This window comes from Streptomyces narbonensis (assembly GCF_014649015.1).
GTDB classification, from domain to species: domain Bacteria; phylum Actinomycetota; class Actinomycetes; order Streptomycetales; family Streptomycetaceae; genus Streptomyces; species Streptomyces narbonensis.
The window spans coordinates 148,525-163,223 of sequence record NZ_BMSF01000014.1 but is presented as its reverse complement, the minus strand read 5'-3'; the positions used below and the strand labels follow the sequence as shown (position 1 = coordinate 163,223).

At 70.4% G+C, this 14,699-nt stretch carries 10 protein-coding genes and 1 pseudogene; 6 read left to right on the top strand and 5 right to left on the bottom strand.

Annotated features, from left to right (window positions below; genetic code table 11):
- Positions 1-93: 93 nt before the first annotated feature.
- The 3 genes from IE124_RS25515 to IE124_RS25505 all read right to left on the bottom strand — a co-directional run bounded on the left by IE124_RS25515 (position 94) and on the right by IE124_RS25505 (position 1,534).
- On the bottom strand, positions 94-537 hold the full coding sequence (locus IE124_RS25515; protein WP_189510658.1) for a DUF2267 domain-containing protein: 444 nt from the start codon (positions 535-537) through the stop codon (positions 94-96).
- Positions 538-603: 66 nt separating this feature from the next.
- Positions 604-999, bottom strand: coding sequence for a DUF2267 domain-containing protein (locus tag IE124_RS25510; protein ID WP_189510655.1), 396 nt, complete (start codon positions 997-999; stop codon positions 604-606).
- Positions 1,000-1,099: 100 nt separating this feature from the next.
- A complete protein-coding gene (locus tag IE124_RS25505; protein ID WP_189510652.1) occupies positions 1,100-1,534 on the bottom strand; it encodes an Hsp20/alpha crystallin family protein in 435 nt (144 codons plus the stop codon).
- 128 nt (positions 1,535-1,662) lie between these two features.
- Here IE124_RS25505 and IE124_RS25500 point away from each other — a divergent pair, with 128 nt between their 5' ends.
- From IE124_RS25500 to IE124_RS25485, 4 genes are all read left to right on the top strand, one after another.
- Positions 1,663-2,295 (top strand): type III effector protein, encoded by a 633-nt coding sequence (locus IE124_RS25500; protein ID WP_189510649.1) that lies wholly within the window; start codon positions 1,663-1,665, stop codon positions 2,293-2,295.
- 218 nt (positions 2,296-2,513) lie between these two features.
- Complete coding sequence (locus tag IE124_RS25495) at positions 2,514-4,064, top strand: sigma-70 family RNA polymerase sigma factor (protein WP_189510646.1); 1,551 nt, start codon at positions 2,514-2,516, stop codon at positions 4,062-4,064.
- A gap of 279 nt (positions 4,065-4,343) precedes the next feature.
- Entirely contained in the window at positions 4,344-6,707 is a 2,364-nt protein-coding gene (locus IE124_RS25490) for a non-reducing end alpha-L-arabinofuranosidase family hydrolase (protein ID WP_189510643.1), read from the top strand.
- 38 nt (positions 6,708-6,745) lie between these two features.
- Entirely contained in the window at positions 6,746-9,370 is a 2,625-nt protein-coding gene (locus tag IE124_RS25485) for an RICIN domain-containing protein (protein WP_189510640.1), read from the top strand.
- A gap of 117 nt (positions 9,371-9,487) precedes the next feature.
- On the opposite strand, the gene IE124_RS25480 is transcribed toward IE124_RS25485, so the two are convergent.
- A complete protein-coding gene (locus IE124_RS25480) occupies positions 9,488-10,609 on the bottom strand; it encodes a sensor histidine kinase (protein WP_189510637.1) in 1,122 nt (373 codons plus the stop codon).
- Positions 10,606-11,286, bottom strand: a complete 681-nt coding sequence (locus IE124_RS25475; RefSeq protein ID WP_189510634.1) for a response regulator — start codon at positions 11,284-11,286, stop codon at positions 10,606-10,608. Before IE124_RS25475 ends, IE124_RS25480 begins: the two co-directional genes overlap by 4 nt.
- Positions 11,287-11,496: 210 nt before the next feature.
- Here IE124_RS25475 and IE124_RS25470 point away from each other — a divergent pair.
- Together IE124_RS25470 and IE124_RS25465 are read left to right on the top strand one after the other, a co-directional pair.
- Positions 11,497-12,384 (top strand): annotated as a pseudogene (locus tag IE124_RS25470) (alpha-amylase family protein); the annotation flags it as partial.
- 283 nt (positions 12,385-12,667) lie between these two features.
- On the top strand, positions 12,668-14,503 hold the full coding sequence (locus IE124_RS25465; protein ID WP_229832849.1) for a S8 family serine peptidase: 1,836 nt from the start codon (positions 12,668-12,670) through the stop codon (positions 14,501-14,503).
- Positions 14,504-14,699 lie beyond the last annotated feature (196 nt).

Genomic DNA, 14,699 nt, shown 5'->3' with positions numbered 1-14,699 from the left:
CCGGCGTCGACGCGGTCGCCCCACACGTCGCTGAGCGCGACCCCGCCGCTCGTCGCCGTTCGTCGCGCCCGCCCCGCGTACACACCTCTCCGTTCAGGCGGCCGAGGTGAGTTCGGCGCGACCGAACAACAGGGCGTAACCGGTGGGGAGTTGGTCCAGGATTCGGGTGATGAGGTCGGGGCCGGCGTGGGCGGCGACGGCGGAGAAGACGGATCCCGTGTCCCAGCGGGTGGTAGCCAGGGAGGTGCCGGTGCGGGCGGCGAGGTCCTTGACGAAGGCCCAGCCGGTCAGGGGCTGGGTGTCGGGGATCTGCGAGGTGAGGACGCGGGCGGCCTCCAAGGGCAGACAGGCGGCGAGATCGACGCGTTCGTCGCCGGTCAGCTGGCGCCCCAGGCCTGCGAGGACCAGGCGGACGGCCTGGTCGGCACGCTCGTGGGTGGGGTAGGCGCCTTCGTAGCGGACTTTCTCCAGCATCTGCTCATACGCCGTCCCGTACGGCTGCTGGTGCTCGAGCGGTACGCGCGCGTGGGAGATCACTGCGGTGCATGCCTTTCGTGGAGCGAGGATGGGCGGGTGGTGCCGGGGGTGCGGCATCACCGATGGTCAGGTGGGCTGGGGGCGGCCGAAGAGGAGGTCGTAGCCCGCGGGGAGCTGGAGCAGGATCTGCCCCAGCAGGTCATCGTCGGCCGCGTCGGCGACGGTGGACAGCACGGCGCTGACATCCCAGGCAGCGGTCTGCTCCGTGGCGCCCTCGATCCAGGCGGCGGCCGCCCGGACGAACCGCTGCGGGGGTAGTGGCTCGGCGCTCTGCAGCGGGTTGAGCAGGATCAGGGCGAAGCCCTCCGGCAGGCGGGCCGCGAGATGGGCGCGGACGTCGCCTATCAGATGCGCGCCGAGCAGGGCGAGCACCACGCGGGCCGCGCGCTCGGTTTCCTCCGCGGTGCGGTATTCGCCGCGTTCCTTCACGTGCTCGAGAAACGCTTCGCGGCGCAGTGTCATCTCGCCTGCCACCTCCTCCTCTTCGGGCTGCCCGCAGGGTGCGGAGGGCGGGGTGAGGGGGGAGATCGGGTACCCGTCCTCCGCACACGTCCGGCCGGTGTCAGCCGGAGATCCCCTTGCGGCCGGAGCCCACGCCGATGGAGATCTTGCGGGGCTTTGCGCGCTCGGCGATCGGGATGCGCAGGGTCAGGACGCCCGCGTCGTAGTCGGCCTGGATGTGCTCGGTGTCGAGGGTGTCGGAGAGCGCGATCTGGCGGGAGAAGACGCCTAGCGGCCGCTCGGACAGCTCCATCTGCCCGGCATCGGCGGCCCTCGCCACCGGCCGGCGCTCGGCCTTGACGGTGAGCATGTTCCGCTCGACATCGATATCGATCGCGTCGGCGCTGACGCCGGGAAGGTCGAATGCCACCACGTACTCGTCGCCCTCGCGGTAGGCGTCCATCGGCATCGCCGACGGGCGGGACCAGGTGCCCGGGCCCATCAGCTGCTGCGTCAGCCGGTCCAGCTCGCGGAAGGGGTCAGTGCGCATCAACATCGTGAGAACACCTCCAGCAGGTTCAGGCAGTTGCTGCCAATGCGCTGCACTGACACCGTTGTAACATGTCATCCAATGGATGACAACCACGATGTCATCGACACGATGACAACCCCGGGGAGGCGCCCGTGACCGCAGCCGGCCAACCGCCCATGACCAGCACGAACGCCCACAGCCCGGCGTCGTTCCTCGCCGCCGCGGCGGCTCTCAACGTCATAGACGACGCCCTGCGCGACGCCCAGCGAGATTCTCCGGACCCGACCGAAGGCCCCGGTCCGGGCCCGGAGCAGGCGCTGGCCTCCCTGATGCTGCTGCGGCAGGTGCGCGAGCAGCTCGCCGGATGGGAATCCGGCCTGATCGAAACGGCCCGCGACGCGGGGGCCAGCTGGGCGGACCTTGCCCATCCCCTCGGCGTCGCCAGTCGCCAGGCAGCCGAACGCCGCTACCTGCGCGGCCGCCCCGGGCCCGCCGGGGCCACGGGCGAGCAACGCGTCACGGCCACCCGCCAGGCCCGGGCCGCCGAACGCACCACCGCCACCTGGGCACGCACCCACGCCGCCGACCTGCGTCGCCTCGCCGGACAGATCACCGGCCTCACCGACCTCCCCGCCGCCGCCCGCCGCCCGCTCAACAGGCTCCACGCGGCCCTCGCCCACGACGACCCCACCGACCTCATCGCCCCCCTGGCCGCCACCCGCCCCCACCTGGCCGCCGCCCACCCCGACCTCGCCGCCCGGCTCGACACCCTCACACCCCCCTGAACCCGACCTGGCCCGAGGCGCGCACGAGATCCCCCCGCCGTCACGTGACACGACACTCCCACGGATCGCCTGCCGCCCGAACGCACAGGCGGTACCCGGCCCTCCACGTCGACGCGGGCCGGCCCGTCCACCCAAGGCACAGGCGTTGGGCGTATACCTTTGCCGACGCTAAGGTATGCCGCCGTACTGGGCGGATCGCTCCCCTGGAGAAGGTGGGAATGGAGCTCATTGATGTGGACCACGCGGGACTGGTCGTCGCGGCGCAGGCCGGTGACGACCGGGCGCGCGAGGAGCTGATCGCCGCGTACCTGCCGCTCGTCTACAACATCGTCGGGCGAGCGCTGAGCGGCCATGCCGACGTCGACGACGTCGTCCAGGAGACCCTGCTGCGTGTGGTGCGCGACCTGCCCGCCGTACGCGCCCCGGAGAGCTTCCGGTCCTGGCTCGTGTCGATCACGCTCCGCCAGATCAACACCCACCTGCACCGGAAGCACGCCTTCGCCGAACGGACCGCGGTCATCGACGAGGCGCACCGGATACCGGACGCCGGCGCGGAGCCCGTGGACACGGCGATCCTGCGGCTGCATGTCTCGGACGAGCGCCGTCGCGTCGTCGAAGCCAGCCGGTGGCTCGATCCGGATCATCGGGTGCTGCTGTCGCTCTGGTGGCAGGAATGCGCCGGTTCGCTGAGCCGTGACGACATCGCCGCCGCGACGGGGCTCACGGTCGCCCACGTCGGAGTACGCCTGCAACGCATGCGCGAGCAGCTGGAACTGTGCAGGACGATCGTCGCCGCGCTGGAGGCCGACCCGCGCTGTCCGCAGTTGGACGAGGCCGTCGTCGGCTGGGACGGCCTGCACGCATCGGTGTGGCGCAAGCGCATGGCGCGGCACACCCGTGACTGCCCGGTCTGCACGGCGCCGACGACCGAACGGGTTCCGGTCGAACTGCTCCCCCTCGGCCTCGCGACGCTGGCCGTCCCGGCCGGACTGATCTCCGCGCTCGCCGCCAAGGGCCTGCTGTCGGGTACCGCCGCGATCGCCGCCGGGCCGGTCGCGGCACACGTCGCTGTCGGCACCGCGGCGGGGGGAGGTGGCCTGCCCGTCGCGCTGAGCGGCAAGCTCGCGGGGGTCACCGCTCACCCGCTGGTGAGCCTCGCCACCGGCGCGGTGCTCATCGCCGGAACCGCCGTCTACGCGACCTGGCCCGAACCGGCGCCTCGAGTGCCCGCCGTCATCGCCGCCCCCACGGCGGGCACCGCCTCACCGGGCCCGTCACGCGCCACGACGTCGGACGAACCGTCGCCCGTGAGTCCGTCCGCCGCAGCAGCCACTGTTCCGCTCGGCGCGCGGTCGCTGGAGTCCGTGGACGAACCCGGCCTGTTCGTCACCTATGCCGGCGACCACGCGACGCTCGGCCGGGTCTCCGCGTCCAGCGGCGCGCAGACCCGGAGCCGGGGCACCTTCACGGTCATCGCGGGGCTGGCCGACACACGGTGCGTCACCTTCCGCGCAGCGGACGGCCGGTATCTTCGCCACTACTACCTCCGGCTGCGGCTGAGCGCCGACGACGGCAGCGATCTGTTCCGTGAAGACGCGACCTTCTGTCCGCGCCCCGGGTCGGTCGCGGGGTCGGTGACCCTGCACGCGCACAACTATCCCGGCTCCGTCCTCCGCCACCGTGACGGAGGTATCTGGCTCGACGGCTCCGACGGAACACGGACCTTCGCCGGGCAGGCTTCCTTCATCGTGCGCAGGACCTGGTCCTGAGAGTCGCTCCTGCGCCATGCCGTTTCCCACCAGGCAGGGAGTCGGGTGCCTCGCACCGACTCCGCGGGGACGGCCGAACCACGGGGCTCGGCATAACGCTTTCTGCGTGCGACATGCGTCACTGAGCGAACTTCCGGACGGCGCGACTTTTCTGTTACGCGACCGCGAGTTCGACAGCCTCCACTTCAGGGGTGACCTTCCCCCACTGGCGTATCCCCCTGAAGAGAGGCCTCCCATGACGCAGCGCACCCACCTGAACCGCGACCCGCGAGGAAAGGCATGAAGGGCCTGCACCGGCTCCGCCGCCGTCGCCGGACCTGGGCGGCGGGACTGTCGGCCGCAGCGGTGGTCGCCGGTGCCCTGACGCTCCTCCCCAACTCCGCCGGAGCTGCGGCCCTGGGTACCGAGGCGGCCCCCTCGGGCCGGTACTTCGGCACGGCTGTGGCCGCGGGCCGGCTCGGCGACTCGGCGTACACCGCCATCGCCGACCGGGAGTTCAACATGATCACCCCGGAGAACGAGATGAAGTGGGACGCCGTCGAGCCGTCCCGCGGCCGTTTCGACTTCGGTCCCGCGGACCGGATCGTCGACCGTGCCCTGGCACGCGGTCAGCGCGTCCGCGGCCACACCACGGTCTGGCACTCGCAGCTTCCCTCCTGGGTGGGCTCCCTCCGCGACGCGAAGACGCTGCGCGGCGTGATGAACCACCACATCACCACCCAGCTGACTCACTACAAGGGCAAGATCTACGCCTGGGACGTGGTCAACGAGGCGTTCGCCGACGGCGGCAGCGGCCGGCTCCGCGACTCGGTCTTCCAGAAGGTGCTGGGCGACGGCTTCATCGAGGAAGCGTTCCGCACCGCCCGCGCGGCCGACCCCTCGGCCAAGCTCTGCTACAACGACTACAACATCGAGAACTGGTCGGACGCCAAGACCCAGGGCGTCTACCGCATGGTGAAGGACTTCAAGTCCCGCGGCGTGCCCATCGACTGCGTCGGGTTCCAGAGCCACTTCGGCGCGGGCGGCCCACCGGCGAGCTTCAGGACCACCCTGGCCGCCTTCGCCTCCCTGGGCGCCGACGTCCAGATCACCGAGCTGGACATCGCCCAGGCTTCACCCACCCACTACGCGAACACGGTCAGCACCTGCCTGTCCGTGGCCCGGTGCACCGGCATCACCGTGTGGGGCGTCCGTGACAGCGACTCCTGGCGGAGCGGCGAAAGTCCCCTGCTGTTCGACCGGAACGGCAAGCCCAAGCCCGCCTACACCGCCGTCATGAAAGCTCTCACGTCCGGCTCCGGCACCACGCCGCCCAAGCCGACCGACCGTACCGGGGAGATCAAGGGCGTAGCCTCCGGCCGCTGTATCGACATCCCCGGCTCCGCCCCGGCCAACGGCACCCGGGCGCACCTGTGGGACTGCGGCGGACAGGCCGGCCAACGCTGGACCCACACCGCCGCCAAGCAGCTGCAGGTCCAGGGCAACAAGTGCCTGGACGCCAAGGGCAAGGGCACCGCCAACGGCACCCCGGTGATCATCTGGGACTGCAACGGCGGCGCCAACCAGCAGTGGAACATCAACACCGACGGCACGATCACCGGCGTCCAGTCCGGGCTGTGCCTCGACGCCGTCGGCGCGGCCACCGCAAGCGGCACCACGATCCAGCTGTACACCTGCGCGTCGGTCGGCAACCAGAAGTGGACCGCCCCCTCCGCGACGGGCAGCGGCGCGTGTGCTCTTCCCTCGACGTACAAGTGGACCTCGACGGGCGCCCTCGCCCAGCCGGCGAACGGATGGGCCGCGGTGAAGGACTTCACCCACGTCATGCTGGGCGGCAAGCACCTGGTCTACGCGTCGAGCGCGTCGGGAACCTCGTACGGCTCGATGGCGTTCAGCCCCTTCGTGAACTGGTCGGACATGGCGTCGGCCGGCCAGACGAAGATGAGCCAGAACGCGGTGGCACCCACGCTCTTCTACTTCGCGCCGAAGAAGATCTGGGTGCTCGCATACCAGTGGGGTGCGTCGCCCTTCAGTTACCGCACGTCCAGCGACCCCACCAACCCCAACAGCTGGTCCACGCCGCAGCCGCTGTTCACCGGCAGCATCCCCCGCACCGAATCCGGCACCGGACCGATCGACCAGACCCTGATCGCTGACGAGAAGAACATGTACCTGTTCTTCGCCGGTGACAACGGCAAGATCTACCGGGCGAGCATGCCGATCGGGAACTTCCCGGGCAGCTTCGGCTCGTCGTACACGACGATCATGAGCGACACGGAGAAGAACCTCTTCGAGGCGCCCCAGGTCTACAAGGTCAAGGGCCAGAACCAGTACCTCATGATCGTCGAGGCGCGGGGCGCGAGCGAGCGGCGCTACTTCCGCTCGTTCACGGCCACCAGCCTCAACGGCTCGTGGACGCCGCAGGCCGCGACCGAGAACAACCCCTTCGCGGGCAAGGCCAACAGCGGAGCCACCTGGACCGACGACATCAGCCACGGTGACCTGGTCCGCAGCAACCCGGACCAGACCATGACCGTCGACCCCTGCAACCTGCAGTTCCTCTACCAGGGCAAGTCCCGCACCGCGGGTGGCCCCTACGACCGACTGCCGTACCGGCCGGGCGTCCTCACCCTGCAGCGCTGACCCGCCCGATCCACGGTTCCACAAGGAGAACACCCCCCATGAACAACCCCACGAACGGCGCGCGCCGCGGGCGTCACCGTCGTCGCTGGAGTGCCACCGCCCTGCTGCTCGGTGTGCCCGCCGCCGTCGTCCCGTACCTCCTGTTCACCCAGGAGGACTCGCAGGCCGCGACGGTCGACGCCCACGCCTACTACCGGCTGCTCTCCGTGCGCAGCGGCAAGGCCCTGGACGTCAACGCCTTCTCCACCGCCGACGGCACCCGCATCCAGCAGTGGACCGACCAGAACACCGCCAACCAGCAGTGGCGGCTGCGGTCCACCGGCGACGGCTACTACGAGCTGGTGAACCGCAACAGCGGCAAGGTGCTGGGCATAGCCGGCGATTCGACCGCACAGGCGGCCGCCGCCGAGCAGCAGACCGACAGCTCCTCCGCCTCCCAGGAGTGGCGGATCGACGAGGTGAGCGGTTCCGGCGCCGTCACCTTCACCTCCCGCAGGAGCGGCCAGGTCCTGGACGTATCCAGAGGTTCCACGGCCGACGGCGCGGCAGTCATCCAGTATCCCGGCCATGGCAGCACCAACCAGCAGTGGAAGCTGGTGAAGACGGCCGAGGCCCCGGCCACCGGGAACGGACCGTACGTGTGGAACAACGCCCAGGTGGTCGGCGGCGGTTACGTCACCGGGCTGGTGTTCAACCCACGGGAGAAGGGGCTGCTGTACGCGCGTACCGACATGGGCGGCGCCTACCGCTGGGACAGCGCGGCCGAGCAGTGGATCCCGCTGACCGACTGGCTCGGTGAGAAGGACTGGAACCTGCTGGGCATCGACGCGGTGGCCACCGACCCCGTCGCACCCGACCGGCTCTACCTCGCAGCCGGCACCTACACCAACGAGTGGGCCGGCAACGGCGCGATCCTGCGCTCCACCGACCGGGGCCGCACCTTCCAGCGCACCGAACTCCCCTTCAAACTGGGCGGCAACGAGGACGGCCGCGGGGCCGGCGAGCGGCTCGTGATCGACCCCTCGGACAACCGCACCCTGCTGCTCGGCACCCGTAAGAACGGCCTGTGGCGCAGCACCGACCACGGCACGACATGGAGGCAGGTCACCTCGTTCCCCGTCAAGGACGGAGCGAGCAGCGGCGCGGGCATCTCCTTCGTGACGTACGGTCCGGCCGGCAGCAGGACGATCTACGTCGGCGTCGCCGACAAGTCCACCTCCCTGTACCGCTCCACCGATGGCGGAACCACCTGGCAGGCCGTCCCCGGACAGCCCACCGGACAGCTGCCGCAGCACGGCGTGCTCTCCGGTGACGGCTCGCTGTACCTGACATACACCAACGCACTCGGACCCAACGGCGTGACGGCGGGCTCGGTGTGGAAGCACACGCCGGCCGGCGGGGCGTGGAAGAACATCTCCCCGTCCCAGGGCGCCTACGGGTTCTCCGGCCTGTCCGTCGACCCGCAGAAGCCGTCCACGGTGATGGTCACCACCCTCGGCCGCTGGTGGCCCGAGGACGAGATCTACCGCACCACCGACGGCGGCACGACCTGGAAGGCACTGGCCGGGAAATCGGTACGGGATGCCTCCGCCGCTCCGTACGTCGGTACCCACACCGGGCACTGGATGACCGCCCTGGCCATCGACCCCTTCAACTCCGGGCACGTGCTGTACGGCACCGGCAACGGCATCCTGCGCAGCAAGGACGCCAACGCCTCGGACAGCGGAGGCACCAGCCACTGGAGCATGGGCGCCCGAGGTCTTGAGGAGACCGCGCTGATGGACGCGATCGCCCCGCCCGGCGGCGCCACCGTCATCACCGCCATGGGCGACCAGGGCGGATTCCGCCATGACGACCTGACCAAGGTGCCCGCCGGGCGGCTGAACAACCCGATGATGACCAACAGCACCGACATCGACTTCGCCCAGGCCAACCCCTCGATGATGGTCCGTGTCGGCCGGGGCGGCGCGCAGGACGGTGCCTACTCCACCGACGGCGGAAGCAACTGGACCGGCTTCAAGGCGGAGCCGGTGGCCGGAGCCCAGGACGGGCATGTCGCGCTCGCGGCGGACGGCTCCGCCATCGTCTGGACCCAGGACGGCCAGGCCCCGTACCGCTCGACCGACAAGGGTGCGAGCTGGTCCAAGGTCGGCGGCCTCGGCACCGGCGCCGTCGTCGTCGCCGACCGCTCCTCGGCCAGGACCTTCTACTCGCTGTCCGGCGGCACGCTCCACGCCAGCACCGACGGCGGCGCGACCTTCACCGCCCGCGCCACGAATCTGCCCGCCGGCCGGCTCACGGCCGTCCCCGGCGTCGCCGGAGACCTGTGGATCGCCGACAGCGCCAAGGGGCTGCTGCACTCCACCGACGGCGGCCGCACCTTCACCACGCTCACCACGGTGCGGTCCGCGTCTGCCCTCGGCTTCGGCAAGGCCGCACCCGGCGCCTCCTACCAGGCCCTCTATCTGATCGGTACCGTCAAGGACGTCACCGGAGTCTTCCGCTCCACCGACAAGGGCGCCAGCTGGCTCCGCGTCAACGACGACGCCCACCAGTGGGGCGCCATCGGAGGCGTCGGCGTCGTCACCGGCGACCCCGACACCTACGGCCGCGTCTACGTCGGCACCAACGGACGCGGCCTCCAGTACGGCGACCCGTCCTGACCCTCCCCCCGAGCGGGGCCGCAGGCACGGTGCCTGCGGCCCCGGCAGGTGCCACGGCCTCCACCCGGAGGGGCGACCTGTTGCCGACACGCCTCGCGGGCTGCTTGTGCGGCCGGCTCAGTCGGACCGGGTGGGGGCTCGTAGTTCGATCGTGTAGCCGCCCTGTGGGGTGGATTCGGCGATGAGGGTGCCGTCGAGGAGTTCGGCGCGTTCCTTCAGGCCGATGAGGCCGTGGCGTGCGCTGGGCAGGGCGACGGTCGGGCGGGTGGGGGCGGTGTTGGAGACGGTGACGCCGAATTGGTGCGCGTCGTGCCACAGGCGCACCTCGGCACGGGCTCCGGGAGCGTGCTTGCGCACGTTGGTGAGGGCTTCCTGGACCGTGCGGTAGACGGTGCGCTGGGCGGTGGTGCTGATGCCGGGAGGAAGCTCTCCGGTCAGGGTGGTCTCGATGCCGCTGTTGGCGATGAGCTGCCGGAGGTCGGCGAGGGTGGGCTGGGGGGTGAGTTCGGTTGCCTTGCCGCCGGAGGCGCGGAGCAGCGTGACCATGTGGCGGAGTTCGTCGAGGGTGTTCGCGCTCAGGGTGCGGATGGTGCGGGCGGCCTCGCGGGCGTCAGGGTCCTTGGCTGCGACCTGGAGGGCTCCGGCCTGGACGGCGATGAGGCTGACCTGGTGGGAGACGACGTCGTGCATCTCGCGGGCCAGCTGGGCGCGTTCGCGGGCGAGGACGGTCTGGGCGTACAGGGCCCGTTCGTGTTCCCGGGCCTCCTCGACCTCGACGAGCTGGCGCGCCACGTCGTGCCTGGCCTGCACGAGCTGGCCGAACAGCACGGGGGCGACGGCCGTGGCCAGCGTGTAGACGAACTGGACGAGGGTCCAGGTCCGGTCGCCGTCGAACGCGTCGGACAACGGCCAGACGAGGGTGTCCACCCCCGCGCTGAGCAGGGCACAGCCGGCCAGCATCGGTCGGTTGCGGGTGGACGCGGCCAGTGTGTACAGGGCGGTGATCGGCGCGACCGCGACGTCCATGAACAAGGTCATGGGCAGGGTGAGCAGGAAGACGGCAAGCGGGAAGCGCCTGCGCAGCAACAATGCCGTGCTGCCGAGGGCCACGCAGGCCCAGACGAGAGGGGTCCCCTCGCCGTAGAGGTTGACCCAGGCGTCGAGCACGGCGAGGACGACGAGACCCCCGTCGACGGCCCAGGGGGGTACGTGGCCCCACACCGCCCGGCCCGTGCTCATCGCCCGTTGTCCCGCGACGGGTTGTCGCCGTTCCTGCCGAGCAGTCCGGCGCGCTCGGCGAGCAGTGCGGCCTGGACACGGCCGGCGACCCGCAGTTTGTTCAGGATCGAGCTGACGTGGTCCTTGACGGTGCCCGCGCTCAGATGGATACGGGTGCCGATCTCGGCGTTGGACAGTCCTTCCGCGACCAGGACGAGGACGGCGCGCTCCCGTTCGCTGAGCAGGTTCACGCGTGCCACCTCCGCGTCCTGGGGTGCTCCCGCCCCGGGGTGACCGCGCAGCAGCGCGCGTGAGGCTTTCGGGGACATCACCACCCCGCCTGCGGCCAGGGTGCGCACGAGCTGGGCGAGCTGCTCGGGCTCGGTGTCCTTGAGCAGGAAGCCGGCGGCACCCGACCGCAGCGCGGTGAGGATGTACTCGTCGGTGTCGAAGGTGGTCAGCATGGCCACGTGCGGCGGTTCGGGCAGTTCCTGGATCTTCCGCAGGACGGTCAGGCCGTCCACGTCCGGCATGCGGATGTCGAGGAGTACGACGTCCGGCCTCTCGCGTCGGATGACGTCGGCCGCCTGCGCCCCCTCCGCGGTCGCGACGACCTCGATGCCGTCGGACGCGTTGAGGATCATCTGGAAACCGGACCGCACCAGGGCCTCGTCGTCCACCACCACTACCCGGATCACCGGCGTCCCGCCTTGCACTCGTCTACTCCGTTCAGGCCTCTCGGCGATCCGTGTCGGCACCCGCACCGGCGCGTTCACGCTCTTGTACGGTGATCGCCTGCCGCCGACAGTACGTCCGGCAGGGTACGCGGTGGCGCGACGACGGTGGAGTGTGGACATCCGGCGGGTCGGCTCCAGCCGTTCGGAGGGACGATCCGGTCCGTCGGCGGGCAGGAGTACGACGCCGACGACACCAAGGCCGCCCTGGAGATGTACGACTACGAGCAGCAGCAGGGCACGGGCAGCCAGCCCACCTCCACCAACGCCTTCCTGAACGGGAACACCTACCACGCCCCCGACCACAGCCGCTTCTCCGGCATGAACGTCATCGACATGCGCATGCACATGAACTTCGGTGACGCCTACAACGCCTTCTCCAACGGCAAGGACTCGGACGACAGTTACAACGACGCCACCTATAACGTCGTCTACGTCGACAGCCACGACTACGGCCCCAACAAGTCGAGCGAGCGCTACACGGGCGGCACCGACGCCTGGGCCGAGAACATGTCGCTGATGTGGACCTTCCGCGGCATTCCGACGCTGTACTACGGATCGGAGATCGAGTTCCAGAAGGGGAAGAAGATCGACTGCGGGCCGTCCTGCCCGCTCGCCACCACCGGCCGCGCCTACTTCGGCGACCACGTCGCCGGCTCGGTCACGACCTCCGACTTCTCCCAGGTCTCCTCGGCCTCCGGCGCCGTGGCCACGACGCTCCAGCAGCCCCTGGCCCAGCACGTGCAGCGGCTCAACCAGATCCGCCGGGCGATCCCCGCGCTCCAGATGGGCCAGTACTCCACCGAGGGCATCCAGGGCGGCATGGCCTTCAAGCGCCGCTACACCAGCGGCTCGACGGACAGCTTCGCCCTGGTCACCATCTCGGGCGGCGCCACCTACACGGGCATCCCCAACGGCACGTACACCGACGCCGTCACCGGTGACGTGCGGACCGTCTCCAACGGAACGCTGTCGGTCGGCGCGCCGGGCAAGGGCAACCTGCGTGTGTACGTCCTGAACGGCACCGGCAGGATCGGCGCCCCGGGCCCGTACCTGAAGTAGGGACCACCCGGGTCAAGTACCCCGTATGGGGCGGGCAGCGCCGCCCGCCCCGTACGGCTCCGGAGAGCACCGAAGAACGGACGGGGAGCTCCGGAGAACGAACAGGACAGGACGGCGGATTCTTGCGCCTTCCCGGCGGCGCCAGGTCAACAGTGCGTAACGCGAACAGGCTTCTCGGACAGAATGCTTCCTTCCGTTCCCGGAGTCTGGGATCTTGCGTCCACCCCACACATCACAGGGCCCGGTCGGCGCCACCCGCGTCACCGGGTCATCGGAGGACGCATTGTTTTCCCAGATATCCAGCCGGCTGAGAGTCTCGGCCGTCGCCGTGGCGGCGCTCGGTACGACCGTGGCGCTCGCCGCTCCCGCCGGATTCGCCCAGGCAGCAACGTCGGACACCGCGCCCGTCGCGGGCGCTTCGGCGGGGGCGAACCAGGCCACCACCAACACGAACGTCACCAAGGCCGCCGCGGCACCCGCGGCGTGGGCCGCGGGCACCCGCGCCTACCTGGTGATCACCGCGCCGGGCGGCACCTCCGCCGTCAGCGGCTCCGTCGCGACCAAGGGCGGTTCGGTCTTCGCGACCTACGACGCGATCGGCGTGATCGTGGCGCACTCGACGTCCACGTCGTTCGCCTCGTCGATGCGCACGGTCGCCGGCGTCCAGCAGGTCGGCGCGACCCGGACGTCCGACGTCCCGGCCGACGCCTACAACCCGGCGCTCCCCGCGAACCCGTCGCAGTCCGCGACGACGCTGAACGAGTCCAACCGCTGGGACATGACCCAGATCAAGGCCGACCAGGCCTGGGCCGTCACCACCGGTTCGGCGTCGGTCAAGGTCGGCGTCCTCGACACCGGCGTGGACGACCAGCACCAGGACATCGCGCCCAACTTCAACGCCGCCGACTCGGCGTCCTGCGCCTACGGCAAGGCGGACACCCGCGCCGGGGCCTGGCGTGACGTCGGCACCCACGGCACGCATGTCGCGGGCACGATCGCCGCGGCGAAGAACGGCAAGGGCGTCATCGGCGTCGCGCCGGGCGTGAAGATCTCCTCGGTCCGCATCGCGGAGCCGACCAGCAGCCTGTTCTTCGCGGAGAACACGATCTGCGGCTTCATGTGGGCCGGTGACCACGGCTTCAAGGTCACCAACAACAGCTACTACACGGACCCGTGGGCGTTCAACTGCCCGGACAACGTGGACCAGGCCGCCATCATCGAGGGCGTCCGCCGTGCCCAGGCGTACGCCGAGGGCAAGGGCTCGCTCCAGGTGGCCGCCGCCGGCAACTCCAACTACGACCTGGCGAACAAGACGACCGACTCGGAGTCCCCCAACGACTCGACGCCGGTCACCCGCACGATCACCAACGCCTGCATCGACATCCCGACGGAGCTCCCGGGCGTCGTCACCGTCGCCGCGCAGGGCAACGGCGGCGCCAAGGCCTCGTACTCGAACTTCGGCAACGGCATCATCGACATCGCCGCCCCCGGCGGCGACGGTGCCTCCGGTGTCTACTCGACGCTCCCGGGCGGCAAGTACGGCAACATGAACGGCACGTCGATGGCCTCCCCGCACGTGGCGGGCGTCGCGGCGCTGATCGCGAGCGTCAACCCGACCTTCACGCCGGCGCAGATCCGGGACCAGCTCGGTGTCCAGGCGACCGACCGGGCCTGCCCCTCGGACGCCCGCTGCACCGGCACCTCGACGAAGAACGGCTTCTTCGGCGAAGGCGCGGTCGACGCCCTGAAGGCGGTCGGCGGCTCCACCCCGCCCCCCGGCGCGTACTTCGAGAACCTGGCCGACGTCACGATCGCCGACAACGCGACGATCGAGAGCCCGATCACGGTCAGCGGCGTGACGGGCAACGCCCCGGCGACCCTCAAGGTCGGCGTGGACATCAAGCACACCTACATCGGTGACCTGAAGGTCGACCTGGTCGCCCCGGACGGCACCGTGTACACGCTCCACAACCGGACCGGCAGCGGTACGGACAACATCGCGCAGACGTACACGGTCAACGCCTCGGCGGAGGTCGCCAACGGCGTCTGGAAGCTCCGCGTGAACGACAACGCGAGCCAGGACACGGGCAAGATCGACGCCTGGAACCTGACCTTCTAGTCCTTCCCGACCCGGGAACGGGGCCGGAGCCGCCTTGGCTCCGGCCCCGTTTGCGTACCCGGGGTAACTCCCGTGGAAGAAAGTCCGTACCGGGGGGTAGGCCCGCCCGGCCCGCTTGCTATACGTTCCGTCTAACAAGCTTGCTAGACGCGCTGTCTAACAAGCGTCCGAACAGCCCACGCGAACCGAGGAGCCG